At 62.2% G+C, this 25353-nt stretch carries 20 protein-coding genes; 3 read left to right on the top strand and 17 right to left on the bottom strand.

Annotated elements, in window-relative coordinates; all coding sequences use genetic code 11:
- Positions 1-23 precede the first annotated feature (23 nt).
- From KJS47_RS11975 to KJS47_RS11940, 8 genes are all read right to left on the bottom strand, one after another.
- Positions 24-1052 (bottom strand): rod shape-determining protein, encoded by a 1029-nt coding sequence (locus KJS47_RS11975; RefSeq protein ID WP_213525284.1) that lies wholly within the window; start codon positions 1050-1052, stop codon positions 24-26.
- 46 nt (positions 1053-1098) lie between these two features.
- Positions 1099-1794 (bottom strand): RadC family protein, encoded by a 696-nt coding sequence (radC, locus tag KJS47_RS11970; RefSeq protein WP_213525283.1) that lies wholly within the window; start codon positions 1792-1794, stop codon positions 1099-1101.
- An 82-nt stretch (positions 1795-1876) separates the two neighbouring features.
- Positions 1877-2476, bottom strand: coding sequence for a Maf family protein (locus KJS47_RS11965; RefSeq protein WP_213525282.1), 600 nt, complete (start codon positions 2474-2476; stop codon positions 1877-1879).
- Between the two features lie 54 nt (positions 2477-2530).
- Entirely contained in the window at positions 2531-2773 is a 243-nt protein-coding gene (locus KJS47_RS11960) for a DUF4321 domain-containing protein (protein ID WP_213525281.1), read from the bottom strand.
- Positions 2774-3053: 280 nt separating this feature from the next.
- Positions 3054-4418 carry an SPOR domain-containing protein gene (locus tag KJS47_RS11955; RefSeq protein WP_213525280.1) on the bottom strand — a complete coding sequence of 455 codons (1365 nt, stop codon included), beginning with the start codon at positions 4416-4418 and terminating at the stop codon, positions 3054-3056.
- A 327-nt stretch (positions 4419-4745) separates the two neighbouring features.
- Positions 4746-6125: a UDP-N-acetylmuramate--L-alanine ligase gene (gene murC, locus KJS47_RS11950; protein WP_213525279.1), complete on the bottom strand. Its 1380-nt coding sequence runs from the start codon at positions 6123-6125 to the stop codon at positions 4746-4748.
- 7 nt (positions 6126-6132) lie between these two features.
- Positions 6133-7515, bottom strand: a complete 1383-nt coding sequence (locus KJS47_RS11945; RefSeq protein WP_374707025.1) for a bifunctional folylpolyglutamate synthase/dihydrofolate synthase — start codon at positions 7513-7515, stop codon at positions 6133-6135.
- A 286-nt stretch (positions 7516-7801) separates the two neighbouring features.
- Positions 7802-10504, bottom strand: coding sequence for a valine--tRNA ligase (locus tag KJS47_RS11940; RefSeq protein ID WP_213525278.1), 2703 nt, complete (start codon positions 10502-10504; stop codon positions 7802-7804).
- Between the two features lie 723 nt (positions 10505-11227).
- Here KJS47_RS11940 and KJS47_RS11935 point away from each other — a divergent pair.
- Positions 11228-11392: a hypothetical protein gene (locus tag KJS47_RS11935; protein ID WP_213525277.1), complete on the top strand. Its 165-nt coding sequence runs from the start codon at positions 11228-11230 to the stop codon at positions 11390-11392.
- A 593-nt stretch (positions 11393-11985) separates the two neighbouring features.
- On the opposite strand, the gene KJS47_RS11930 is transcribed toward KJS47_RS11935, so the two are convergent.
- Positions 11986-13020, bottom strand: coding sequence for a LysM peptidoglycan-binding domain-containing protein (locus KJS47_RS11930; RefSeq protein WP_213525276.1), 1035 nt, complete (start codon positions 13018-13020; stop codon positions 11986-11988).
- 524 nt (positions 13021-13544) lie between these two features.
- Positions 13545-14528: an RluA family pseudouridine synthase gene (locus KJS47_RS11925; protein WP_249716330.1), complete on the bottom strand. Its 984-nt coding sequence runs from the start codon at positions 14526-14528 to the stop codon at positions 13545-13547.
- A 233-nt stretch (positions 14529-14761) separates the two neighbouring features.
- Here KJS47_RS11925 and KJS47_RS11920 point away from each other — a divergent pair, with 233 nt between their 5' ends.
- Positions 14762-16279, top strand: coding sequence for a phosphodiester glycosidase family protein (locus KJS47_RS11920; RefSeq protein ID WP_249716329.1), 1518 nt, complete (start codon positions 14762-14764; stop codon positions 16277-16279).
- Positions 16280-16547: 268 nt separating this feature from the next.
- On the opposite strand, the gene hemL is transcribed toward KJS47_RS11920, so the two are convergent.
- From hemL to hemE, 3 genes are all read right to left on the bottom strand, one after another.
- A complete protein-coding gene (gene hemL / locus KJS47_RS11915) occupies positions 16548-17846 on the bottom strand; it encodes a glutamate-1-semialdehyde 2,1-aminomutase (RefSeq protein ID WP_213525275.1) in 1299 nt (432 codons plus the stop codon).
- A 285-nt stretch (positions 17847-18131) separates the two neighbouring features.
- Positions 18132-19067: a ferrochelatase gene (gene hemH, locus KJS47_RS11910; RefSeq protein ID WP_213525274.1), complete on the bottom strand. Its 936-nt coding sequence runs from the start codon at positions 19065-19067 to the stop codon at positions 18132-18134.
- Complete coding sequence (gene hemE, locus KJS47_RS11905; protein WP_213525838.1) at positions 19060-20130, bottom strand: uroporphyrinogen decarboxylase; 1071 nt, start codon at positions 20128-20130, stop codon at positions 19060-19062. The genes hemH and hemE overlap by 8 nt, the downstream gene beginning before the upstream one ends.
- 276 nt (positions 20131-20406) lie before the next feature.
- Here hemE and KJS47_RS11900 point away from each other — a divergent pair, with 276 nt between their 5' ends.
- Positions 20407-20826 (top strand): pyridoxamine 5'-phosphate oxidase family protein, encoded by a 420-nt coding sequence (locus KJS47_RS11900; RefSeq protein WP_249716328.1) that lies wholly within the window; start codon positions 20407-20409, stop codon positions 20824-20826.
- Between the two features lie 73 nt (positions 20827-20899).
- On the opposite strand, the gene hemB is transcribed toward KJS47_RS11900, so the two are convergent.
- The 4 genes from hemB to KJS47_RS11880 all read right to left on the bottom strand — a co-directional run bounded on the left by hemB (position 20900) and on the right by KJS47_RS11880 (position 25352).
- Positions 20900-21898, bottom strand: a complete 999-nt coding sequence (gene hemB, locus KJS47_RS11895; protein WP_213525272.1) for a porphobilinogen synthase — start codon at positions 21896-21898, stop codon at positions 20900-20902.
- 124 nt (positions 21899-22022) lie between these two features.
- A complete protein-coding gene (gene cobA, locus KJS47_RS11890; RefSeq protein ID WP_213525271.1) occupies positions 22023-23585 on the bottom strand; it encodes a uroporphyrinogen-III C-methyltransferase in 1563 nt (520 codons plus the stop codon).
- A 105-nt stretch (positions 23586-23690) separates the two neighbouring features.
- Positions 23691-24635, bottom strand: coding sequence for a hydroxymethylbilane synthase (gene hemC, locus KJS47_RS11885; RefSeq protein ID WP_213525270.1), 945 nt, complete (start codon positions 24633-24635; stop codon positions 23691-23693).
- A 42-nt stretch (positions 24636-24677) separates the two neighbouring features.
- Positions 24678-25352, bottom strand: a complete 675-nt coding sequence (locus KJS47_RS11880; RefSeq protein ID WP_213525269.1) for a precorrin-2 dehydrogenase/sirohydrochlorin ferrochelatase family protein — start codon at positions 25350-25352, stop codon at positions 24678-24680.
- Position 25353 lies beyond the last annotated feature (1 nt).

Genomic DNA, 25353 nt, shown 5'->3' with positions numbered 1-25353 from the left:
GTCCACCTTCCGCTCTACTTGTTTTATCGTCTGGATTTGCCTCCGGCGGTCGATTTGGCTTTGAACAGGTGGATGTTGTCCAGCGCGCGGCCCGTTCCGATGGCGACGCAGTCAAGCGGGTTCTCGGCTACCATAACCGGCATGCCGGTTTCGCGGGACAGCAGCTTGTCCAGGTTGCGGAGCAGTCCTCCGCCTCCGGTCAGTACGATCCCGCGGTCCATGATGTCGGCGGCCAGTTCCGGCGGGCACTTCTCCAATGTAATTTTCACGGCGTCTACAATGTTGGTGACCGTGTCGGACAGCGCCTCGGCGATCTCGTCGGACGTTACTGTCATCGTCTTGGGCAGTCCGCTCACGAGGTCGCGGCCGCGGATCTCGATCGTCTCGACCTTCTCCATCGGCATGGCGGAGCCGATCTCGATCTTCATCATCTCGGCGGTGCGCTCCCCGATCATCAGGTTGTACATCCGCTTGATGTACTGCGTGATGGATTCGTCCATATCGTCTCCGGCGATCCGGATCGATTTGCTCGTCACGATGCCGCCGAGCGAGATGACGGCCACCTCCGTCGTGCCTCCGCCGATATCCACAACCATGCTGCCCGTCGGCTCCCACACCGGCAGGTCGGCGCCGATCGCAGCGGCGAACGGCTCTTCGATCGTGAACGCTTCGCGTGCGCCGGCCTGCCGGGACGCGTCCTCAACGGCACGCTTCTCCACGGCGGTAATGCCCGACGGCACGCAAACCATCACGCTCGGATGGCGCTGGAACAGGCTGCGCTGCTTCTGCGCCTGGCGGATGAAATATTTGATCATAATGGCGGTCGTCTCGAAGTCGGCAATGACCCCGTCTTTCATCGGGCGGACGGCGCGGATATTGCCCGGCGTGCGGCCGATCATCTTCTTGGCCGCTTCGCCTACCGCTTCGATCGTCTTCGTATCGGTCCGCATGGCGACTACGGACGGTTCTCTAACGACAATGCCTCTTCCTTTTACATATACAAGGGTATTGGCCGTACCCAGATCGATTCCAAGGTCCTTCGTTCCAAACATCGCAAAATCTCCCTCTCTGCTTCTCAAATTGCATTTTTCCATTATATTATAAACAGCCGTTTTCCTTCAAACTGTAATACGTTCCATCTCCAATGATGACGTGGTCCAGAACGTCGATGCCGAGCAGGCTGCCGGCATCCGCCAGTCTGCGGGTAATGTCGATATCCTCGGGGCTCGGCGACGGATCGCCGCTTGGATGGTTGTGGACGCAGATAAGGGAGGCGCTGCTCCTCTTGATAGCGGCCAGAAACACTTCGCGCGGATGGACGATCGAAGCGTTCAAGCTCCCCATGGACAGCGTCTCCCTGGCGACAACCTGATTCTTCGTATTCAAAAACAGACAGACAAAATGTTCTTTTTGCAAGTAGCGCAGCTCTTCTCCGAGCAGCGCAAAGACGTCGTGCGGCGAGCGGATGACAGAACGCATCTCAGGGGAGGATGCGGCGAGACGTCTCCCGAGCTCGATGCCGGCCTTCAGCTGAAGCGCCTTGGCCGCGCCGATTCCCTTGATCCGGGTCAACTCCTCGTGGCTCATCTCGACAAGGCCGCGCAAGGAGCCCGCTTCCTTCAACAGCCGCTGGGCGAGAAGGACAGCCGATTCCTGGTACGTGCCGGTCCGAAGCAAGATCGCAAGCAGCTCAGCGTTGCTGAGTGCTTGGGCCCCCGCCTGCTGCATCCGCTCTCTCGGCCGTTCCTCCAGGGGCATTTCGCGCAAGGTGGTGCTGGGCGAAATGGACTCCATCCGCTACCTTCTTTCCTACCCTAGAAGAATGGGTTCGTAATCCGAGCTCCGTTTGAGTCGGTCCGTGCAAAAAAGCATCCGGTCAAATGACTTCGATGCCGAAATCGGCCAGCTGCTCAGCCAGCAGGCTGAGCGGAAGCCCGACTACGTTAAAATAACAGCCTTCGATCGAGTCGACGAGCGTGCTGCCCAATCCCTGGATCGCATATGCGCCCGCCTTGTCCCCCGGTTCTCCGGTCTCTATGTATCGGTCGATCACCGCGTCTCCGAACGGCTTCATCTTGACGAACGTCCGCCGAAAGAATATCCGGGAAAGCCCAGTGCCCGCCTGGAGGCAGGCGACGCCGGTATATACCTCGTGCGTACGGCCGGCCAGCATGCCCAGCATGCGGGCGGCGTCCGCCCGATCGGCCGGCTTGCCGAGCACCTCGCCGTCCAGCACGACGATCGTGTCGGAGCCGATGACGACCGTCCCGTGCTCCGTCTCCGTCATGCTCTCCAGCACGGCGCGGGCTTTCTTCTCCGCGAGCTCCCGGACGATGCGGTCCGGGGCCAGCCCGGGCGCGAAGCTCTCGTCGGCGTGGCTCGGACGGATCTCGAAGGCCAGGCCCAGGGAGCCGAGCAGCTCCCGCCTGCGCGGCGAGGTGGATGCGAGAATGAGCGGAACGGATTGAGAAGACAAGTCGGTACCCTCCTGTGTTGGTCAGCTGAGCCGTCGGCGCCAAGCACTCCCGCGCTACAGCTTGCGATACAGCCAAATCGCCGCGGCAATGCCGGCGATGCTGAGCATGTTTACTTTTATTAGGATATCCAGGTTATAGGCTATAATCTGAAGGTCTGCCTTGGGCTGCCAAGTCAGCTGCGCGGATTTTGTCAGAAAGGACAGGCCCTGCACGGGCGCCAGCCATTCACCCAGAATCGAGCCGGCAAGCAGCCCGATCAGGACGAACAAAATCAGGGTCAAATTGTTCTTTTTCATCAATGGGACATTCCTTATTAGGAAAGAATGCGAAACCTAACCCATATTATACGGGTTAACCGAAGTCAATACAACGAACCTGCGAAAGTTTGTCCTGCCGGCGGGAACGCTGTCGAACCGAAGCGGTTCATTCCGGTGTATGGAAGCGCTTCCTGCCCTTGCTTTCTTCCCAGCCCGCCGAATCGGGCAAAAAAAAGAGCGGCTGTCCGCTCTTGGATCGGCATTCGAATTGGCATTCGGAATGAGCTCTCGGTGTCCAGGGGCGCCAACTGCTGCAGAGTTACTGAGTCCCGCCAAGCTTCTGCAGCAGCGCTCTCTCCGCCACGACGAATTGGATCAGGCCGTTCTGCGCTTCCCACATCATGGCGGCCGACGGGTTTTTCTTGTATTCGTCGACCGACTTCTTCGCCGTGTTCATCGCCGCATTCATTTGCTGCACGAGCGGCTTCGCGCCCTCCGGCGCCGCCTGGGCCACCGCGTTCGCGGATGCCGTCCATGCTTCGTGGGACGTCTTGAGGCTCGCCACGGTGCCGTCGCCGATCGGCGTCGGCTTCGCCTCCTCGAGATGAACCGCCGTGATGCCGCTGATCATCTGGACGAGGGAATCGGACTGGGCCAAATACGTCTGCAGCCCTTCCGTCTTGCCCGTCCAAGCTACCTGGCTCAGCGCCGGAAGCGAGTAAGTCTTCACATAGATCTCGACGTTTTTGGCCTGAAGCTGCTTGCCGAGCGCCGTCGCCTCGTCCCGGTTGGTGAACACACCGGCATAGACATAGTGCTTTTCGGCCTGCTCGGTGGCGGAGGCGTAGCCTTTCTTCTTCAGCTCCGCCTGGGCCGTCTCGGCCCCTTGGGCGCTAGCGAAGCCGCCGTTCTGCAGAACCGAATACGTCCTAGCCGGAATCGACGCTGCGGCCGCCGTCCCGCCGGAAGCGGAGGTGCCTGCCGCCTGCTGGGCACCCGCGCCGGCGGACGCCTGAGGATCGGCTGTCTTGGCGCCCGCCGCGACATCCTTGCCCGCGGCCGGCTCTTTGCCGGTCACGGCCGCGGCGTTCTCCCCGGCCTGCGTGCTGGGAGACGGGGCAGGCTCGGTGCGGCCGTCGAACCAGGAGAGAACGAAAAAGCCAAGCAGCACTCCCGTCACCACGGCACCCGCTACGGAGGCGGAAACCTTGAGCCATGGCGTCTTCGTATGCCGGACATAGCCCGACGACGGCTCGTAGAGGTCGCCCCACGCCGTATCGGGACCGTTCGGATAGTAACCGGTCTCTCCGTTCGGCTGGAACCTCTCGTGCTCCCCTTCTTCGGGAGACCGGCTCCGGGTTCTCCCTCCGGAGCCCCGAATCAGCCGCTCGATCCGCTCGGTCTCGGCATCGAACGCCGCGGACCAGCCGCCGTAGCCGTCCGGCGTCCCCCAATCCTCGGCGGGCTGATCGACGATCTGGAACTCGTCCCGCCGCAAAGGAATGATTTTGGACGGCTCGGGCGCGTCGCCCATCGGCATCCATTCTCCCTCCGTGGCACGAGGGCCAGCTTGAGGCTGGTTCGCTTTTGTATAGGAAGGGTGTTCCGAAGCGTCGCGTCCGTGAACTGCCTGCGGCGTCTGCCGCTCCTGGCTCAGCCGGTAGGTAATGCGTACTTTGTTCATCTTCTTCGCCCCTTGTCCACATGGTTATTACCACTGTATGAAGGAGCGGAGGAAAGTAGACCCCTTGTCCGCAAAAAAACCTCGGCGCTCTTCCGAAGAAGAACGCCAAGGTTAGTCAGGACCCGTTCAAAAGGAAGACAAACGCCCTCCGGAACGCAGCTGTCCCTCCGCGGTGGAGGCCGGCAGCCAGTACCCGGCAAACGGGTCGGCGGTCACGTCTCTAACAGCCGGATGCCGCCCCGCTTCCTCCCGCTTTCCGCCCCGTGAAGAGCGGTACCTCCGCAGGAGCCGTACCGCCGTATGCGTACCGCATCAATGGCTGCCCCATTACGCCTGCCGCCGCTTGAGCTGCTCGACAAGCCCGGCGGCGGTCTTCCAGATATCTCCTGCCCCCATCGTGAGGACGAGATCGCCCGGCTTCACACTGCCGGTCAGCTCCTCCTGGACCTGTTCCTTGGTCGGCACGTAGCGGACACGCGGGTTGCTATTCTTGCGGATGAGCTCCACGAGCCGCTCGGACGAGACGCCCTCGATCTGCGCTTCGCCGGCCGGACTGTAAATATCGGTGATGATGACTTCATCCGCCCCGGCGAAGGCGCGGCTGAATTGTTCGAACAGGAAGAACGTCCGTGTGTACCGCTGCGGCTGGAACACCGCCACGATCCGTTTGCCGGTCGCCTTGGCGGCGCTGATCGTCGCCTCGATCTCAGTCGGATGATGGGCGTAATCATCGATGACGAGAATGTCCTCGACGTCGCCCAGCACCTGAAACCGCCGCTTCGCCCCGCGGAACTCCCGAATCGCCTCAGAGACCTCGCCGAACGAGAGACCCGCCTCCATGCAGGCGACCAGCGTCGCCAGCGCATTGTAGACGTTGTGCTTGCCCGGAACAGACAGAGTCATCGTGCCGAGCGGCTCGCCACCGCGCTGAACGTCGAACGAAACCGTCCGATCCCCCAGCCGGATAGCGGTTGCGCAGTAATCCGCCTCCGGCGTCAGGCCGAAGGTGATCACCTCGCTGCGGATATGCGGACGAAGCTCGCGCAGATTGTCGTCATCCAGACAGATGACGGCCTTGCCGCCCTCCCTCACCTGGCTGAGGAACTGGGCATACGCCTCTTTCAGCTTGCCGAAGTCTCCCTCATAATTCTCCAGATGGTCCGCTTCTATATTATTGACAATGGCCAGATGCGGATGGTACTGGAGGAAGGAGCCGTCGCTCTCGTCGGCCTCCGCTACCACGTACTCGCCCTTGCCCGCTTTGGCGTTATTCCCGAGATTCATAATCTCGCCGCCGATAATGTAGGTCGGGTCCTGCCCGCACTTCTCCATCACCAGCGCGATCATGGAGGAGGTCGTCGTCTTGCCGTGCGCCCCGGCAACCGCGACTCCTCTGCGCTCGTTCATGAGCCGCGCCAGCATCTGGGCCCGGTGCAGAATCGGGATGCCCAGCTGCTCGGCCTGCTTCATCTCCACGTTGTCCTTGCTAAGCGCCGTCGAGTAGACGACCAGATCCGCCCCGCGCACCTGGTCGGCCTCATGACCGATGAAAACCTCTGCACCCTTGGCCGCCAGCTTCTCGGTCAGCTCCTGCCGGGCCAGGTCGGACCCCGACACTCGGTACCCCATCTCGAGCATGACCTTCGCGATAGCGCTCATGCCATACCCGCCGATTCCGATAAAATGAACGCGTTCCGCCGTATTCAAGAGCTGCTCACCAACCTTTTTCAGAATCGGTTCGATTGATAACCCATGAGCGGACATCGGAAATCAGGTACAGCGTACCGGAGACGACGGCTAGATCGTCCGGACCCGTCTGCGCTTTGAGCCGCGCCAGCGCCTGCTTCCAATCGGGCTCCACGACGATCTCGATCTGCCGGTTTGCCTCCTCCGCCATGCTGCGCGCCAGCTCGGCAAGCTTCTCCGCGTCCATCTTCTTGCGAAAATCGGGCTCGGTGATGACGAGGGTGTCGACTACCGCCAGTATATGCTTCAAATAACCCGAATGCTCCTTGGTCGCCAGCATGCCCATCATGAGATGGACCTTGTCGTGCGGATACGTCGTCCCGATCGCGTCGGCGAGCATCTCCGCCCCTTCCGGATTATGAGCCCCGTCGATTAGAATGCGCGGGTTCTCTCCGATCATCTCGAGCCGTCCCGGCCACTGCGTCTCATAGAGCGCCGCATTCAGATCCTCGTCCTCGACGAGCAGCGCGTAGTATTGACGAAGCACCTCCAGCACCATGACGGCGACAGCCGCGTTCTTGTACTGGTGGTACCCGTTCATCGAAATGGCGAGACCCTCGATCCGCCGAAACGGGCTTTCAAAATCGAACTCCTGCCGATTCAGCTCCGAGGAAACCGCCTCGAAGCGGAATTCCCGGTCCAGCAGGTAGAGCGAGCATTTGCGCTCGCGGCACGCCTGCTCCAGCACCTCGACCGCCTCGGGCTGCTCCACCGCAGAGACGACCGCGACGCCCGGCTTGATGATACCGGCCTTCTCAAAGGCGACCTTCTCGATCGTATCTCCCAGCACATCCATATGATCGTGTCCGACATTCGTAATGACCGAGACGACCGGAGCGACGATATTCGTCGAGTCGAGCCGGCCGCCGAGGCCGACCTCCCAGACGACGTAATCCGGATAGGTGACGGTTCCGTAGTAAAGGAGAGCGACGGCGGTCGTTACCTCAAACATCGTCGGATGCCCGAGCTCGGTCTGCGCCAGCTCATCGGCGATCGGTTTGACCCGGTTCGCCATGCGCAGCAGATCCTCGTCCGGGATATCCTTCTCATTGTACCGGAGCCGGCTCGTGAACCTCTCCAGATACGGGGAGGTGAACGTCCCTACGTCATAGCCCGCACGCACGAGCACCTTGGTCAGGTAAGCGCACGTGGATCCCTTGCCGTTGGTACCGCCGACATGGATGAAGCGCAGCCTTCTCTCCGGATGGCCCAGCATCTCCATCATGGTCTCCATGCGCTTCAGGCCCGGACGGATGCCGACCGGCACAAGGCCGGTAATCCATTCAACCGCCTCCTCGTAGCTGGAGAACGCATCCTGCGTCTGTTGGTTCTCTTCGTTCATCGTTCTCATCCCTTTGCATGCACTCCCCGCTCCGGGCCTGTCCGACTCGCGGTCAACATCCGCCCGTTCGGGCAGGACTATCCCATTGTGCGGGGGCTTCGATCTTCACTTCTTCCGGACACGGCCTGGCCGCTCCGGTCCGTCTATGGCTACTTTTCCCAGCCGGCAGCCGGTCTATCAGGAAAAGCCGGAGGCGGTCCTAAGGCCGCATGCTCTCCGGCTAATTCCCTCTCCGTCGGCCTGGCCGGCCTCCCCCCCCGGGGAGCAAACAATCCCCAGGTTCAAATACGGCCGGTCAGCCGTTGTCCTTGAGCTCCTGAATCCGTGCGATGACCTTGTCGCGCTTGTCGGCATAATCGGCGAGCTTCGCCTTCTCCTCGTCGATGACCTTGGCTGGCGCCTTGGCCACGAACCCTTCGTTGGCGAGCTTCTTCTCGATCCGCTCGACCTCGCCGTGCAGCGTCTTGAGCTCCTTCTCCAGGCGGGCGATCTCCTGGGCGATGTCGATCAGGCCGGCAAGCGGCAGGAACAGCTCGGCCCCGGTCACAAGTGCGGTCATCGCCTTCTCCGGCGTCGGCAGGCCCGTCTCAATGACGAGCGTCGACGTATTGCAGAAGCGGCGGACGTAATCTTCATTGCGCTTCAGGATGGCGTCGGCTTCGGCGTCCGCCGGGCGAATGAGCAGCTCGATCTTCTTGCTCATCGGCACGTTCACCTCGGCGCGGATGTTGCGCACGGAGCGGATCGTCTCCATCAGAAGCTCCATCTCGCGGACCGCCTCGGGCGCTTCGAAGCGGGCTTCCGCCTGCGGCCAGGACGCCAGCGTGATTGTCTCGCCCTCGTGCGGAAGATGCTGCCAGATTTCCTCGGTGAGGAACGGCATGAACGGATGCAGCAGCCGCTGCGTGCGGTCCAGCACGTAGGCAAGCACCGAGCGCGTGCTCTTCTTCGCAGCCTCGTCGTCTCCGTAGAGCGACAGCTTGCTGAACTCGATGTACCAGTCGCACAGATCATCCCAGATGAAGTTGTACAGCACGCGGCCCGTCTCGCCGAACTCGTACTGGTCAATGAGCCGCGTGACATCGCGGACGGTCTCGTTCAGCCGGTGGAGAATCCACTTGTCGGCGGTGCCCAGGTTTCCGCTCAGGTCGATGTCGGACGCCTGGAAGCCTTCGAGGTTCATCAGGGCGAAGCGCGACGCATTCCAGATCTTGTTCGCAAAATTGCGCGCCTGTTCGACCCTCTCCCAACGGAAGCGCAGATCCTGTCCCGGCGTGCTGCTTGTCGAGAGCATATAACGCATCGCGTCGGCGCCGTACTTCTCGATGACCTCGAGCGGATCGACCCCGTTGCCGAGCGACTTGGACATCTTGCGTCCCTCGGCGTCGCGGATGAGCCCGTGGATGAGCGTATCGCGGAACGGCATCTGATCCGTAAATTCCAGGCCGGTGAAGATCATCCGGGAAACCCAGAACGGAATGATGTCATAGCCGGTCACGAGAACGCTGGTCGGGTAGTACCGTTTGAGATCGGCCGTCTCCTCCGGCCAGCCGAGCGTCGAGAACGGCCAGAGGGCCGAGCTGAACCAGGTGTCGAGCACGTCCTCGTCCTGCCTCAGGCTGGCACTGCCGCATTTGTCGCACGCTTCGGGCGCCTCGTGATGGACATGCACCTCTCCGCAGCTTTCGCAATACCAAGCCGGAATCCGGTGTCCCCACCACAGCTGCCGGGAAATGCACCAGTCGCGCACATTCTCCATCCAGTGCAGATACGTTCTCTCGAAGCGCTCCGGCACGAAGTGAACGCCATTGCCCGCCTTCTGATCGGCGACGGCTCGCTCTGCGAGCGGCTGCATCTTGACGAACCATTGCGTGGACAGGTACGGCTCGACGACCGCGCCGCTCCGCTCGCTGTGGCCGACCTGGTGCACATGCTCCTCGATCTTCGCGAGCACGCCCGCTTCCTTGAGGTCCGCGACGAGCTGCTTCCGGCACTCGAACCGGTCGAGCCCCTGGTACTTGCCGGCGTTCTCATTCATCGTGCCGGATTCGTCCATGACGAGAATCTGCGGCAGGTCGTGGCGGCGGCCCACCTCGAAATCGTTCGGATCGTGCGCCGGCGTGATCTTGACCGCACCCGTCCCGAACTCTTTCTCGACGTATTCGTCGGCAATGACCGGAATCTCGCGGCCGGTGATCGGGAGGACCAGCATTTTGCCGATCATATCCTGATAGCGCTCATCCTTCGGATGCACCGCTACCGCCGTATCGCCGAGCATCGTCTCCGGACGGGTCGTCGCGACTGTGATGGAGCCGCTGCCGTCCTTAAGCGGATAGACGAGATGGTACAGGTTGCCCTGCACTTCCTTATATTCGACCTCGATGTCCGATAGCGCGGTGCGGGCGGCCGGGTCCCAGTTGATGATATATTTGCCGCGGTAAATAAGCCCTTTCTCGTAGAGCTTGACGAACACTTCGCGCACCGCGGCCGATAACCCCTCGTCGAGGGTGAACCGCTCGCGGGAATAGTCAAGCGAGAGCCCAAGCTTGGCCCACTGCTCGCGGATCCGGTTCGCGTACAGCTCTTTCCACTCCCAAACCTGCTCGAGGAACGCCTCGCGGCCGAGATCGTATCGGGTCACTCCCTGCTCGCGGAGCTTCTGCTCCACTCTCGTCTGGGTCGCGATACCGGCATGGTCGGAGCCCGGCAGCCACAGCGCGTCGTAGCCCTGCATCCGCTTGGTCCGGATGAGAATGTCCTGAAGCGTATTGTCGAGCGCGTGGCCCAGGTGCAGCATGCCCGTCACGTTGGGCGGCGGAATAACGATGGTGTAGGGCTCGGCTTCGGGACGGTTCCCCGCCTGGAAGTAGTTCCCCTGCAGCCAATAGTCGTACCACTTTTTCTCCGCTTCCTTCGGATCGTAGGTCGTCGGCATCGACGTGGTCGGACGTCCTTCGTTCGTCTCGGCCAGCGGCGTATTCGGATTCGTTTCACTCATACTCGTTCATCCTCCTGTAAGGTTCAGCCATCAAAATAAAAAAACCTCCCGTCCACAAAGGACGAAAGGTTCAGCTTCCGTGGTACCACCTTTATTTCGCTGCGCGCTCGGGCGCGGCGACACTCGGGGCAGGATAACGGCTGCGGCCGGCGGCCCGCCATCGGTCGGATGCCAGCGGCATGCGGCGACAGGGCTCGCGACTCCAGGGCGACTTCGGCAATTACATCCTGCGGAACCTCTCAGCGTAACGGCTCCACTCTCTGAAGGGTTGGCTGCCTACTCCTCCCTTTCCACGTCTTTGTGTGGCAGTAGGTTGATTCTTTTATGATACCCATATTCGCAGACAGAGTCAACCGGGACGGGAGAAGAGCGGAGAAAGGGCCTGGACGGGCCCGGATATCCGACTGCAGGAGCAAATAGGAAAAGCCGGGAAAGCAGGAGCCTCCTACTTGGGAACGGCATCAGGGGAATGCCCCTGTGATCTACGATGAGGGACGCCCCTTTGCGGGAGCGGCATCGCAATGGAAGACGCCCTCCTTTAAGGGAACCATCTCTGTGCGGGAGCCCCTTAGTGAATGAGGGAAAAGAAACGGGAGTAAAAAAGGAAGGAGGAGAGAAAAGAGGCGGACCCTGACCGAACAGGACGAAATCCAGGGTCGTACGCATAACGCTGCTTGTCCCGGTCATAAAGTGCATATATAAGCCGGAAAGGAGTCACGCGCAATGCAGAAGTGGTGGTGGAAATACCGGTTTACCGTCCGTAATATCCTGTTCCCGTTAATCTGCATCCAGTTCGCACGCACCCTCATTCTGCCGAACCCGCTGGATGTGTTTCTCCTGTTTCTATTCTTTCTCGCCTATCTGGGCTTTCTGTTCGACATTTATTGAAAGCGGCATGTAAGAGGGGCGGACATCGGAGGAGGGCGGCCGCGGGCAGACACGGATAGGCGGCCGCAGGCGGCAAGCCGGGGCCTCCGGCGGCCGCTTCGACGCTTGTTTGGGGAGCGGCACAAGTTAGCCCGTAGGGAAGTCCGCCTTGGTCCAGGTTATCTCTTGCTGGCGCTTGCGAGGCGATGTTCGAGCGCATCGATGATACCGAGTATCCCTATTGGCCTTGAGTGCGCGTTACTGATTCGGGAATAGTGCAGCGCGGTGCTAGTTCAGGAACGGTCCAGGTTTCTCGGTGCTTGTCCAGGAACGGTACAGGTTTCGCGTGTACGGTGCTTGTCCCTACCAAGGCATAGGTTCGTGCGCAACGCTTTATCCGGGTCTAGGTCGCAGCCGCGGGAAAACGAGAAGCCCAGCCGTCCCGCTCTTCCGGGCAGACGCTGGGCCTTTTTGTTTGAGCTGACGCACTGCTTCCATAAGAAACAAAGCTTGTGTACTTGACCGCCGTACCGAGGAAACAGGCCAACCAGGTAACCCTGATTGGCCTGAATGGGGATGGGCGCCTCCCTCGGCTCCCTGCTCTCTTCCCGCCTTCATGGAATGTAAATAACCTGTCCCTCGGACACTTCCTGCCCCGACAGCCGGTTATAAAGAGCAATCTCCCGGGGGTTGATCTTATACTTCTCCGCGATTGTATCGAGCGTTTCTTCCTTCTGCACGATACACATCCGCATTCGCTTGAAGCCCGTATCGCTAGGGGAATCTTCGCCCAGAAGCCTCCGCCACTCAATGCCTTCGCTGCGCTCCCGGGATGCGTTTTCCCTTAGCTCGGGCTCTTCCGGCTCGTAGCTTTTGGGCTCGGGGGCATGGACGAGGTTTTTGAAGAAGGAGACGTATCCCGGTACCGATCCGCCCTGCTCCGATGGAGCCTTGCCGAACGCAATCTTCATCTCCGGCTTCTGGGTCTCCTCGGCTTCGGCAAAGACCGGGATCGCGGCCGCTTCCTCGTCCGCATCGACGGCTTCCGCATCCGCATCGGCCTGCACCGGAAGCGCCTCCTCCTCAGGCTCCTGCTCTTCCGCCTGAGCCGACACCGACTCCGCCTCCTCCTCGATCGCCTCTGCGAAAGGACCCGGCAGCGTCTCCTTTAGTTCATTGAAGCTCGCTTCCAGCTGATCCCGGGCCGCCGGCTCGCTAGGGGGGCTGGATTCCGCCTCGTAAGCGACAAAAAATTCCTCCTCAAGCGGATTGTCCGCTTCCGCCGTAATCGGCCCCATTCCATGCAGCGACAGCACGCCCGTAATATTCAGGCTGCGGGCGGACAAGAGATCCACATCGAACGCTTCGATCTCCACCGCGAGATCCTCAAGCCGCTGAACCCGATTCAGCGGAAGCGTAATCTCCACTGGAATAAAATGCTCCATCGTCTGGTTTTCCTCCCCGCTTTCCGCGGAGTACTTGCCGGTCAGCCATAAGTTGCCCCGAAGAATGACCTGTTCGTTATCCTGCAGCACCTGAATTTGGGGGACCAGCTCCAACTCGTCCAATTCCCGGATGCCGGCCAAACTCTCCGCCAGGTGGATCCGTTCATAAATATCGAACCGCAGCCCGGTTTGATGCTCGGTCACTTGAACTCCTCCCTTCCTGAATCCTCGCGTTCTTGCTCACTCCAGTATATGGGGGGCGTTCGGAGAGCATGCCAACATTTTTGGCTCGGCCCTCTTGCGTCCGGGCGCGCAAGCGACTCTCCGTCAGGTTGGGGCTCGCTTGCCGGCGGCAGACGGTCCGACGCGAAAGGGTCATGCGAGAGCTACTAAGAGAGGCTGAGAAGGAGCAGCAGCGGGTTCGCGGGTAGATAGAGGGGGTCCCAGGAGGCTCGCACGGCAGCCATATGGCTAGGTAGAGGCCATGCCGGGACGCGCCCATATGGCAACCCGATGCGCACGGAAAAAAGCCGGCCGAAGAATCGGCCGGCTTCTAATGGGGGTACCGTGCAAGCAAGGACTTCTAGCTGCCCCTCAATCGGGCGGCGGCGAATAGCACCGCGCATCTGCTGGCCCTGCATGCAGTTCCGGACAGCACGGAGCGGAACACCTCCGATCGGCAAGCCGCTCAAGCGGCAGCCCGGCCGTTTGGGCGGAAGAGACTACCGCTACCGATGGCGCAGCCGTTCGTGCAGCGCGGTCATGTCGGCGGGCCAGGGCGCTTCCACCGTCACCGGCTCTCCGGTGAACGGGTGAGGGAAGCGGAGCGACTCGCCGTGCAGCGCCTGCCGGGTGAGCCCGGGCACCGTCCGCCCGCCATACAGCCGGTCCCCGAGGATCGGGTGGCCGAGATGCTGCAGGTGGACGCGAATCTGGTGCGTTCGCCCGGTCTCTAGGCGCAGCCGCAGCAGCGACGCATCCGCCCAGCGCTCCGCCGTCTCGAAGCGGGTGACCGCCCGCTGGCCGCCTGGGCTGACGCGCCGCCGCTTGGCATGGTGACGGTCGCGTCCGATCTGTGCGTCTATCGTACCGCGGCCGGCTCGCACCACACCCTGCACGAGAGCGGCATACCGGCGGTCCACCCGCTTCTCGCGCATCGCCTCGTCGAGCGCCGCTTGTGCCCAGTCGTTCTTGGCGTACAGGACCGGACCGGTCGTGTCTTCGTCGAGCCGGTGGATGTGCCGGACGCGGCAGGCCTGTCCGGTGCTCTCGTAATATGCCGCGACCGCGTTGGCCAGCGTGCCGCCTCCTCCCGGCTCGGTCGGATGGACCGCGAGGCCGGCCGGCTTGTTCACGACGAGGCAGAAGTCATCCTCGTACAGCACGTCCAGCTCCCGCCATTCCGGAACGAACCGGTCCGAGGGTGCCTCCTCCGGGAACAGCCGGAGCCGGACCTTGCCGCCCGCCGTCACGATGCCTCCGCCGGCGGCAAGCTTCCGCACCCAGCCCTCCGGGAGACCCAGGCGCCCGGCCAGCAGCCCTACCCGCTCCGCCGCCTCCGGAACAGCGCTTCCCGCAGCGGTGCTGTCCGCGTCCTGCCGCGGGGACATAAGACCCGGCTCCTCCTCCTGTGTGGCCGCGCCGCGGGAGTTATTCGGCCGCGTCTCGGGCAGCCCCGCAAGCGGAAGCTCCCACCATTCCCCTTTGCGCACGCCGTTCAACTCCTCTTGCTCCCTGTATAAACAAGCCACAGCAGCGCGAGTCCGAACAAGCCCATCAGGACGATGAGCTCGAACGGAAGACCCGCGAAATTGTATTTGCCCATTCTTAACGTCTCTCCTTTGCAATTCCCCTGTAGTGTAACAAAAAAACAATATAAAACCCAAAAAAATTGTGGTATGCTGTTGGCTGTATAGAAGATTTTGACAGTAGGAGAGTCGATAGATTGAACACAGGCTTGCCTAAGCCGCTGACCTCCCCCGCCTCGCTCCGCAGCTGGAGCTGGTGGAAGAAGAGCTTTCTCGGAGTGTCGGGCCTAATATGTTTGAGCTCAAGCTTCCTTTTTTTCACCCCTCCCGGAACTGCCATCCGAGAGAAGCTGGCGGAATCCGTCATCATTACACAGCATAGAGACTGGGCATGGATGTTCGTCGGCGCCGAGGAACGAGACCGGATGGTCGCCGCCATGCTTCAGCGCACCGAGGAGATGGGAGAGGAGAAGCTTGACCTGGCCATGGTACAGGTTCACAAGCGATCCATCGATGAGATCGTCAAAATAGAGGATATCTCCGGCAAGTTCTGGGTCGGCAAGAAGATGTACATTTACGATCCTAAGTCCATCCGAGTCGTCACGCCCGCCGAGCAGGGACAGGGCGAGCGCATCACCTCGATGGTCCAGCGGACCGGAGCGGTCGCCGGCATTAACGGCGGCGGCTTCATCGACCCGGACGGCCTCGGGAACGGCTTCGCCCCGATGGGCTTCATCTTCTCCGGAGGTGAGCTCATCTTCACCGACCAGGACGGCAGTGTGCCGCAGCATACGGTCGGCTTCACCAAGGAAGGCCAGCTGATCGTCGGGAAATACAGCATCGATGAGCTGATTAAGCTGCACATCTCGGACGGGGTCTTCTTCTACCCTCGCGTCATTGCGAACGGCAAGCCGCTCATCACCGAGGGCGACGGCGGACAGGGCCGTGCGCCGCGGACGGCGATCGGCCAAAAAGCGGACGGGACCGTCATCTTCATCGTCATCGACGGACGCCAGACGCATTCGATCGGAGCGACGCTCCGCGAGGTGCAGGATCTGCTGCTCGAGGAAGGATGCGTCAACGCCGGCTTCCTGGACGGCGGCGCTTCGTCCGAGATGGTTTACAACGGCGAGCTCATCACGAAGCCGTCCAGCCGCTACGGCGAGCGCAGGCTGCCGTCGGCGTTCCTCGTCTTCGACGACGCGAACACCTACAAGCCTTACAACGTGTGGGAAGGCTTGACCAAGATCGATCCCGGCGGCGCGGCCACGCATCCCGAGTACCAGGCCGAGCTGAAGAATAAGGGGCAGCAGAGCGCCACGGCCAAACCGTCCACGACGCCGACCGTCAAGCCGTCGACCCAGCCTGAAGCGACCGCCAAGCCGAAGGATTCGGCCGCGCCGACCCACTCGCAAGCGCCCGGGTCGACCAAGGCACCGCTGGCGGATCCACCGGCGAGCAAGCAGCCGGGCACCAAGCCTACGGGCAGCCCGGAGGCCGGCGGTACGACCGCTCCGACGCCGGAAGCGACCGCCAAGCCTCCTGCCGCGACGCCTCCTGCCACTCCGGCCACGCCTCCGGCCGCTACACCGCCGCCGGCAACGGCGCCGCCCGCGCAGACGGCTCCGCCAACGCATACGGCGCCAAGCGCCAAGCCGGGCGGGCTTAACTCACCGGGCACGGCGCCGGGTGCCTCGGACGGAGCAGCGAAGTAACGACTTCGCCGCTGCAGCCCGGCCACGCGCTTGCGGCTGCGCGCAAGCCTTAAGCGAACCCAACCAAAAAAGAAGGAAGGCTTCCTCCCGGGAAGCCTTCCTTCTTTTTTGGTTAATGGTTCGCGGAGCGCCGGCCGCCGTGATGCCGGCCACCCCGCAAGCGGTCCACAGCTCGGCTGCCGGCACGGGAAAGGCTGCGGGGCCTCCTTCCGCGCACAGGCGACGCCTCCCTGGACGGAGCGCGCTCCTGCCAGGGCGGTATTGCCTTCTACAGCCGCTTCAGCGCCTCATAATGCGCGCCGATCGTCTCGTCGATGTCCGCCTCGGTGTGCGCGGTCGAGATGAACATCCCCTCGAATTGCGACGGAGCGACCGAGACGCCTTCGTCCAGCAGGTTGCCGAAGTATTTGACGAACCTGTTCAGATCGGACGTTCTGGCCGTATCGAAGTTGATGACGCGCTCGGCGGTGAAGAACGGGCACACCATCGAGCCGACCCGGTTGATCGTGCTCGGAACGCCCAGCTCCTCCGCGTTTTTGCGGAGACCCGCCTCGAGCCGCGCCCCTCTTGCTTCCAGCTGCTCGTACTTCTCAGGTGTCATCAGCTTGAGCGTCGTGTAGCCGGCCGCCATCGCCAGCGGATTGCCGGACAACGTCCCCGCTTGGTAGATTGGGCCGGTCGGCGCGATGTTCTCCATGATCTCCCGCTTGCCGCCATAAGCGCCGACGGGCAGACCGCCACCGATCACCTTGCCCATGCAGGTTAAGTCAGGAGTGACGCCGAAACGGCCCTGCGCACTGTTGTAGCCGACACGGAAGCCGGTCATCACCTCGTCGAAGATGAGCAGCGTGCCGTAACGGGTCGTCAGCTCGCGCAGCCCTTCCAGAAAACCGGGCAGCGGAGGCACGACGCCCATGTTGCCGGCGACCGGCTCGACGATGACGGCAGCGAGCTGCTCGCCGAACTTCTCGAACACCGTCTTCACCGCTTCAAGATCGTTGTAAGGAACCGTGATCGTATTCTTGGCGACGCTCTCCGGCACCCCGGGGCTGTCCGGCAGGCCGAGAGTGGCCACGCCCGATCCCGCCTTGATAAGCAGCGAATCCGCGTGACCGTGATAGCTGCCTTCGAATTTCAGAATCAGGCTGCGCTTCGTGTAGCCGCGCGCCAGCCGGAGAGCGCTCATCGTCGCCTCCGTACCGCTGTTCACCATCCGGACGATGTCGACCGACGGCATCCGCTCGCATACGAGCTTGGCCATCTCGGTCTCGAGCTCGGTCGGCGCGCCGAAGCTCGTGCCGAGCTCGGCGGTTTGCTTGATCGCTTCAACGACCTCGGGATGCGCGTGACCGAGAATGAGCGGGCCCCACGAGCCGATATAATCGAGAAAAACGTTGCCGTCGATGTCATAGACGCGGGCGCCTTCTCCCCGCTTGAGGAAAGCGGGCGTCAGCCCGACCGATTTGAACGCGCGGACCGGGCTGTTCACCCCGCCCGGAATATACTTCTTGGCTTCGGCAAAAGCCGCCGCCGAGCGCTCGTCGCGCCGTTTCCGATTGTTCTCCAACTGGGTTCACCTATCTCTCTTCAAGACTAGTCGCACTGCCTCCCGGCAGGCGCTCTTCCGTATTCCGGGCGCCGTTCGTCCCTGTGCTCCATCCTCCGTCCCTATCCCGCTCAAACCGCCTCTTCAGACGGCCAAGTCGGCTGATTCCGGTCCGGTGGGTACCTTCGGTCCCTGCCTCTCTAGCGGGAGTTCCGGCGGACGAACGACAAAACCGGAACCGCCCGGGCCATCGGGCGGTTGATCGCTGGAGGGCTTGGGCAGGTTCCGTTTCCTTACTCGCGGTGTTTAGTTCGCTTCGGCCTGACGGCGAACAACATCCGCCAGCGTCTGCATATACAGCGGATCGGTGTTCAGCGACTCCGTCCGTTCCAGATGGATGCCGAGCTCCTTGGCCTTCTGCTGCGCCTCGATATCCAGATCGTAGAGCACTTCCAGATGATCGGAGACAAAGCCGATCGGGCTGACGAGCACGTTCTCCACCTGCTCTTCCTTCTTAACCGTCTCAAGCGTATCGAGAATGTCCGGCCCGAGCCAAGGCACCGACGTCTGGCCGGCGCTCTGCCAGCCGAACTGCCAGTTCGTGATTCCTACCTGCTCGGCGATCGCACGGGAAGTCTCCAGCAGCTGATCAGGGTACGGATCGCCCATCTCGACAATTCTGGCGGGCAGGCTGTGTGCGCTGAAGATGACCCTGACGTCGTTTTTGTCCACACCCTCGAACTTCTTGAGCGCATTTTCCACGCGGACGCTGAGCGCCTCAAGCAGTTTCGGGTGCAGGTGATAGCTCTCCACGAAGGAGATGCGCAGCCCTGTCTCGTCTGCTTTCTCCTGAGCGCGCTTGATGTAGCCGCCTACGCTCATTGAGGAGTAATGCGGCGCCAGCACGACGCCGACCGCCTCCCCAATGCCGTCCTTGACCATCTGCTCCACGCCGTCCTCGATGAACGGGGACGCATGCTTCAAGCCCTGGTAGCACCGATACTCCACTTCGCCCCCGTCGCGATTCAGCTCTTCCTCGAGTGCCGCCACCTGACGGTTCGTGTTCTCGCGGAGCGGGAAGAACCCGCCCACGATCGCTTCATACCGGGCTTTCAGCTCCTCGAGCTGCTCCGGGCTCGGCGGATTGCCGCGGCGAATATGGGTATAGTAGGCTTCGATCGTATCCAGGCTCTCCGGTGTGCCGTACGACATCACCAGTACGCCGATTTGCCGCTTAGCCATTCGCCTTCACTTCCTTCCGTTGGGTAGCGAGCACGTCCGCCGAGTAAGAATGGACGAACTCCGTCAGTTCCTTCAGCTTGTCAAGCGACGCCTCCGGGAACAGGCCGTGGCCGAGGTTGAAGATATAGCCTGGCTCCTGCAGCCCTTCGTCCAGGATCGCCTTCGCCTGCTCCTTGATAACCTCCATCGGAGCGGTGAGCACGTAAGGATCGAGGTTGCCCTGCACGCCGAAGCGCTTGTCCAAACGACGGCGCCCCTCAGGAATCGGCACCCGCCAATCCAGTCCGATGATGTCGGCCTTGACACCGCCAAGCAGCGAGAGCAGCTCGCCCGAGCTGACGCCCGGAAAATAGATCTTCGCCTGCGGCAGGTCCTCGATGCCGCGGAAGATGCGCTCGATCGTCGGGAGTACGTACTTCGTGAAGTCCGCCCGCGACAGCGCGCCTACCCAGCTGTCGAACAGCTGGATGGCGTCTGCGCCGTTGGCGATCTGGGCACGCAGATAGGTAATGACCATATCGCCCAGCTTGTCCATCAGGGCGAACCAAGTTTCCGGCTCGCCGTACATCATTTCCTTAGTCCGGATATAGCTCTTCGAGGGCCGTCCCTCGATGAGATAGCTCGCAATCGTGAACGGAGCGCCGGCGAACGTAATCAGCGGCACGGTCAGCTCGCGGTCCAGAATGCGAATCGTCTCCAGAATATGGGGCAGATCGCCCTCCACGTCCATCGGCCGCAGCCGGTCGACATCCTGCTTGCTGCGAATCGGGTTGTCGATAACCGGCCCGACATTCTTGACGATGTCGAAGTCAATGCCGATCGAGGCGACCGGATTCATAATATCCGAATACAGAATCGCCGCGTCAACGCCGAGCTTGCGTACCGGCATCATCGTCACCTCGGCGGCGAGCTCCGGCTGCTGGCAGATTTCCAGCAGGCTGTAGGATTCCTTGATTTTCCGATAATCCGGATCGTAGCGCCCCGCCTGGCGCATGTACCATACCGGGAGGTGGTCGACGGGCTCCTTCCGGCACGCTTTCAGAAACGTCACGTTTTCCCTCATCATTATCCTCTTTTCCCTGTAACTGCTACCTCTCATTATGCCCTATTTGCCGGGGGGGAACAACTCGCGGGGCGAGCTGCTTTCCGACAAAAGTATGACAAACGGCCGTGCCCGGCAAACTAGGGCAGGGGCCCGAATGCTCTTCTCCTGCCCGCCGCCGCCTCCCCGCCGGCTGGATTCAAGCAGGATGGCCGAGGGTAAAGTAGACAGACGGAGCGCCGCGTCCCCCGGACGGGGCCGACCCTATTTTTAGTTTGCGAAAGGATGGTGCTTGTCTTGACCCGTCAAGAGCTGGAAACCAAAATTCAAGAAGCGGTGCGGAGCAATCAGGCGTGCGCCTTCGCGACAATCGAGGGCAACAAGCCGAAGGTGCGTTATATGATGCTGTTTCAGGACGGCATGACCCTGTATATGGCGACCGACCGCAAATCCCACAAGGTGGACGAGCTGGAGGCCAATCCCCACGTCTCCCTGGTCGCCGGCTACGACGGCACTTGGACGTCTCCGGTGCTGGAGCTGGAAGGAACCGCCCGCGTCTCGGACGACCCCTCGCTCAAACAGAGATTCTGGAGCGACGAGCTGTTCCGCAAATATTTTGAAGGTCCCGACGATCCCGATTATGTGCTGCTGGAGGTCAAGCCGACCCGTATTCTGTACGCGCAGGACGACCGGGTCGACACCTGGGAGCAGGAATAAGCCCGTTCTATGCAGCAAAGCAGCCGATCGAATCCGATCGGCTGCTTATTTGTGTGTCGGCCGTTACTTACGATTAGACGGACTCCCTCAAATAGCGAACCGCGTCCTTGGCAAAATAGGTGATGATGATGTCTGCGCCGGCCCGTTTGAACCCGAGCAGCGTCTCCATAACGATTGCCTTCTCGTCGATCCAGCCTTGAATCGCGGCGGCCTTGATCATGGAATACTCGCCGCTGACGTTGTACGCCACGAGCGGCAGGTCGAAGTTGTCCTTCAGCACCCGCAGCACATCTAGGTAAGCCAGCGCAGGTTTAACCATCAGAAAATCGGCGCCTTCGATGACGTCGCTCTCGGCCTCGCGCAGCGCTTCCCGGACGTTGGCCGGGTCCATCTGGTACGTCTTGCGGTCGCCGAATTGTGGCGTCGACTGCGCTGCGTCCCGGAACGGCCCGTAATACGCCGAAGCGTACTTAACCGAGTAGGACATGATCGGCACGTTCTCGAAGCCGGCTTCGTCCAAAGCGGAGCGAATAGCCTGCACGAAGCCGTCCATCATGTTCGAGGGGGCAATGATGTCGGCCCCTGCCTTGGCTTGCGAAACGGCAGTGCGGGCCAGCAGCTCGAGCGACTCGTCGTTGCGTACGTCGGTCCGGCCAAGCGCCGGATCGTGATGCACAATCCCGCAATGGCCGTGGTCGGTATATTCGCACAGGCACGTATCCGCGACAACCAGCAGGTCGGGATACCACTCCTTGATGCTGCGGATCGCCTGCTGGATGATGCCCTCGTCGTCGTAAGCGGACGAGCCGACCGCGTCCTTGGTCTCCGGAACGCCGAATGGAAGAACGGCGCGGATGCCGAGCTCGACAACCTCGTCAATCTCTTCCTTCAGACGGTCCAGCGAATATTGGTAGATGCCGGGCATCGATGGGATTTCATTCTTGCAGTCCGACCCGTAGGTGACAAACACCGGGTAGATCAGATCCTGCGGGGCGAGCGAAGTCTCGCGGACCATGCTGCGCAGGGCAGCGGAGCTCCGGAGACGGCGATTGCGAACGATGGGAAAGCTCATGTTGCATCCTCCTAGCTTGTTGCGTGATGGGTATCGTTCGGGCGGCCGGTTCCTCGTGCGGGAACCGGCCAGCCCGGTATTCTAGCATCCTGCGAGGGCTGAGGGCATCGGCCGCCGTCTAGGCTTAGTCTATCGCCTGCTCCTCGGCATAGGCCGGGGCGTCAGGGGCGAGCATCGCCTCCACCATGGCGTCGATCGTCGATTCCTTTGCCATCCGGTGGACCGGCAGCCCCGCCTCTCTGGCGGTCTGGGCGGTGACGGGCCCGATGCAGACAATCTCCGTCCCGGCCAGCTCCGCGGCCGGGTCGGCGGATCCCGCCTGCCGGAGCAGCTGCAGCAGATTGCGGACGGTCGACGAGCTGGCGAAGGTGACCATGTGCACCTCGCCGCTCCGGAGCCGGTCCAGCAGCTCGGAGCCGTGGCTGTCCTCGAGCACATTCTCGTAGGCGTCCACCTCCGTCACCTCGATCCCCCGGGCTCTCAGCTCGGCGGTCAGCACGTCCCGGGCGAGGTTCGCTCGCGGAAACAGCACCCGCTGTCCGGCCGCCATCCGGCCGAGCAGCGCGTCCGCAAGCCCCTCCTGCTGGAACGATGCCGGGAGCGCGTCCGCGTACAGCCCCCGGGCGGCGAGTGCCTCCGCCGTCTTCGGACCGACGGCTGCGAGCTGAGCGCCGCCCAGCGCCCGAATATCGACGCGCAGCTCCTTCATCCGTTCGAAGAAGAAGTCCACGCCGTTGACGCTGGTGAAGATGAGCCAGTCGTAGCTTGCGGCCGACTTGATCGCCTCGTCCAGCTTGGCGGCCCGCGCCGGATCGGACGGCGGCTGCAGCCGGATGACCGGCAGCTCGAGCGCTTCGCCGCCGAGCTCCTCGATCCTGTCGGCCAGCTCGCTGGCCTGGCTCCGCGCCCGCGTGACGACGATGCGCTTGCCGAATAGCGGCTTGCGCTCGAACCACGCCAGCTTCTCCCGTAGGCGGACGACGTCGCCGACAATGATAACCGCCGGCGAGCGGAAGCCCGTTTGCTCGACCTGGCCGACGATCGTCTCCAGCGTGCCGACCAGCGTCTCCTGCTCCGGCGTCGTCCCCCAGCGGATCGCAGCCACCGGCGTAGTGGACGGCTTACCGTTTGCGATCAGCACGTCCCGGATCTCCTTGACGTTCGAGACGCCCATGAGGAAGATCAGCGTCCCGGTTGCCGTCGAGAGCTTGCCCCAATCGATCGAGGAATCGGCTTTGGGGCATTCGTGCCCGGTCACAATGGCGAGCGAAGAGGTAAAGTCCCGATGTGTGACGGGGATTCCCGCGTAAGCGGGCACGGCGATTGCCGAGGTGATGCCGGGCACCAGTTCGAAGGGAATGCCGTGCTCTGCGAGGAGCTCGGCCTCCTCTCCCACACGCCCGAAGACGCTGGGGTCTCCCCCCTTTAAGCGGGTGACCGTCTTGCCTTCGAGCGCGAGATCGACCAGCATCCGGCTGATCACCTCCTGGCGCAGCGTGTGGCGGTCCGGCAACTTGCCTACATAGATTCGCTCGGCGCCGGGCTTCATATGCTTCAGCAGCATGGGATTGGCAAGCCGGTCATAGACCACCGCATCGGCCTTGCGAATCGCTTCCAGTCCTCTTACGGTGATCAGCTTGGCATCGCCGGGACCGGCTCCGACGAGATAGACTTTCCCTTTCCCCATCCGTCTTCCTCTCCTCTTCTCTCCTGGACTCCGCTCCGATTGCTCGTGTTCCTCTTCCCCGAACTTGTTACACTTCCCGAACCATGTTACTCTTCCTGAACTTTGTTACTCTTCCCGAACCTTGGCCAGCATCTCCTCGGCGCCCTCGGCAATCAGCCGGTCGGCCAGGTCGTAGCCGAGCTGGTCGGGATCGCTGCCAGTTATGGTACGCTTCAGCACGTCTCCGGTCTCGGGGTCGCCGACAAGACCCGTCAGCTCGATCTCCGCGCGGTCGCCCGTTCTCTCCTTGATGATCGCGTAGGCGCCGATCGGAATCTGGCAGCCGCCGTTAAGCCGCGCTAGGAACCCTCTCTCGGCCCGAACGGCCAGATGGGTATCCAGGTCGTTATACAGGCTGAGCAGCTGAAGCAGCTCCTCATCCGCCGACCGGCATTCGATGGCGAGTGCCCCCTGGCCGACGGCGGGCAGGCTGATCTCTATCGGCAGATACCGGCTGATGCGGTCCTCCCAGCCCATCCGGATCAGGCCGGCAGCCGCGAGCAGGATGGCGTCGAAGCCCTCCGTCTCGAGTTTCCGGATGCGCGAGTCGATGTTGCCGCGGATCCACTGGATGTCCAAATCCGGACGGCAGGCTTTCAACTGCGCCGAGCGGCGCAAGCTGCTCGTGCCGACCTTGGCCCCTTCGGGCAGCTCGTCCAGCCCGAGCCCGCCGCGCGAGATGAGGCAGTCACGGGGATCCACGCGCTTCGGAATCGCCCCGATGATGAGCCCCGGCTGCCGCATGGACGGCACGTCCTTCATGCTATGTACGGCCATGTCGATTTCCCCGTCGAGCATCGCCTGCTCAATCTCCTTGACGAAGAGGCCCTTGCCTCCCACTTTGGAAAGGGTGACGTCCAGAATCCGATCTCCCCGGGTGACGATCTTCTTGATTTCGAATCGGAAAGGGAGCCCCTCCCGCTCGCAAATCGCTTCGAGCTGAGCGATCACCTGTCCCGTCTGCGTCAGCGCCAGGGCGCTTTGGCGGGATCCGATAACTATAGTACGCATGCAGCTGCCTCCTCTTCTCTATCTCTCTATTTCTCTATTTCTCTACTTGTCGCTTCCGGCGGGCGGCTCGTGACGGTACGCCGGATCCTGCCGCAGCTCCGCCAGGCGGGCCCGGCAGAACGTCTCCCAGCCGCCGGAGCGGACAACTGCGGGCAGATCCGCTGTAAGGAGACGCCGAGCCCATGCCCGGCGGGCACGCTCGTCGGGCAGGCGGTGCTTCATCTCCTGCCGGAACGCCTCGAGAAACTCCAGCATCGCCTCGTATTCGTCCCCGTAAGAGGCGGCCAGCTCGTCACGGATCTGTGCGGCAAGGCCCGGACTCGCACCGGAAGTCGAAACGGCCAGCAGAAGCTTGCCGCGGCGCAAGGACGCCGGGACAACAAAACGGCCGGATTCGGGCTCGGCCGCATTGCTCGCCCAGCGCCCCTCCGCTTCCGCCTGCTCGCAAACCATCCGGTTCACCTCGCGGGAATCGGTGGCGGCGAACACGAGCGCGGCATCCGCCAGATCGCCGGGAGCGTAGCGCTTGGCCCGCAGCTCCACCTCGCCCTGCTGACGCCACGCTTCGATGCCGTCCGTCCACTCCGGCGCCACGACCGTTACGGCCGCTCCGCATTCCAGGAGGCCGGACAGCTTGCGTTCGGCGATCGTCCCGCCTCCCACGACCAGGCAGGGAACTCCCTCCAGGTCGGCCATAATAGGATAATACCTCGGCATG

It is taken from the genome of Paenibacillus sp. J31TS4 (genome assembly GCF_018403265.1).
GTDB lineage: Bacteria > Bacillota > Bacilli > Paenibacillales > NBRC-103111 > J31TS4.
This window is presented reverse-complemented; position numbering and strand designations above follow the sequence as displayed.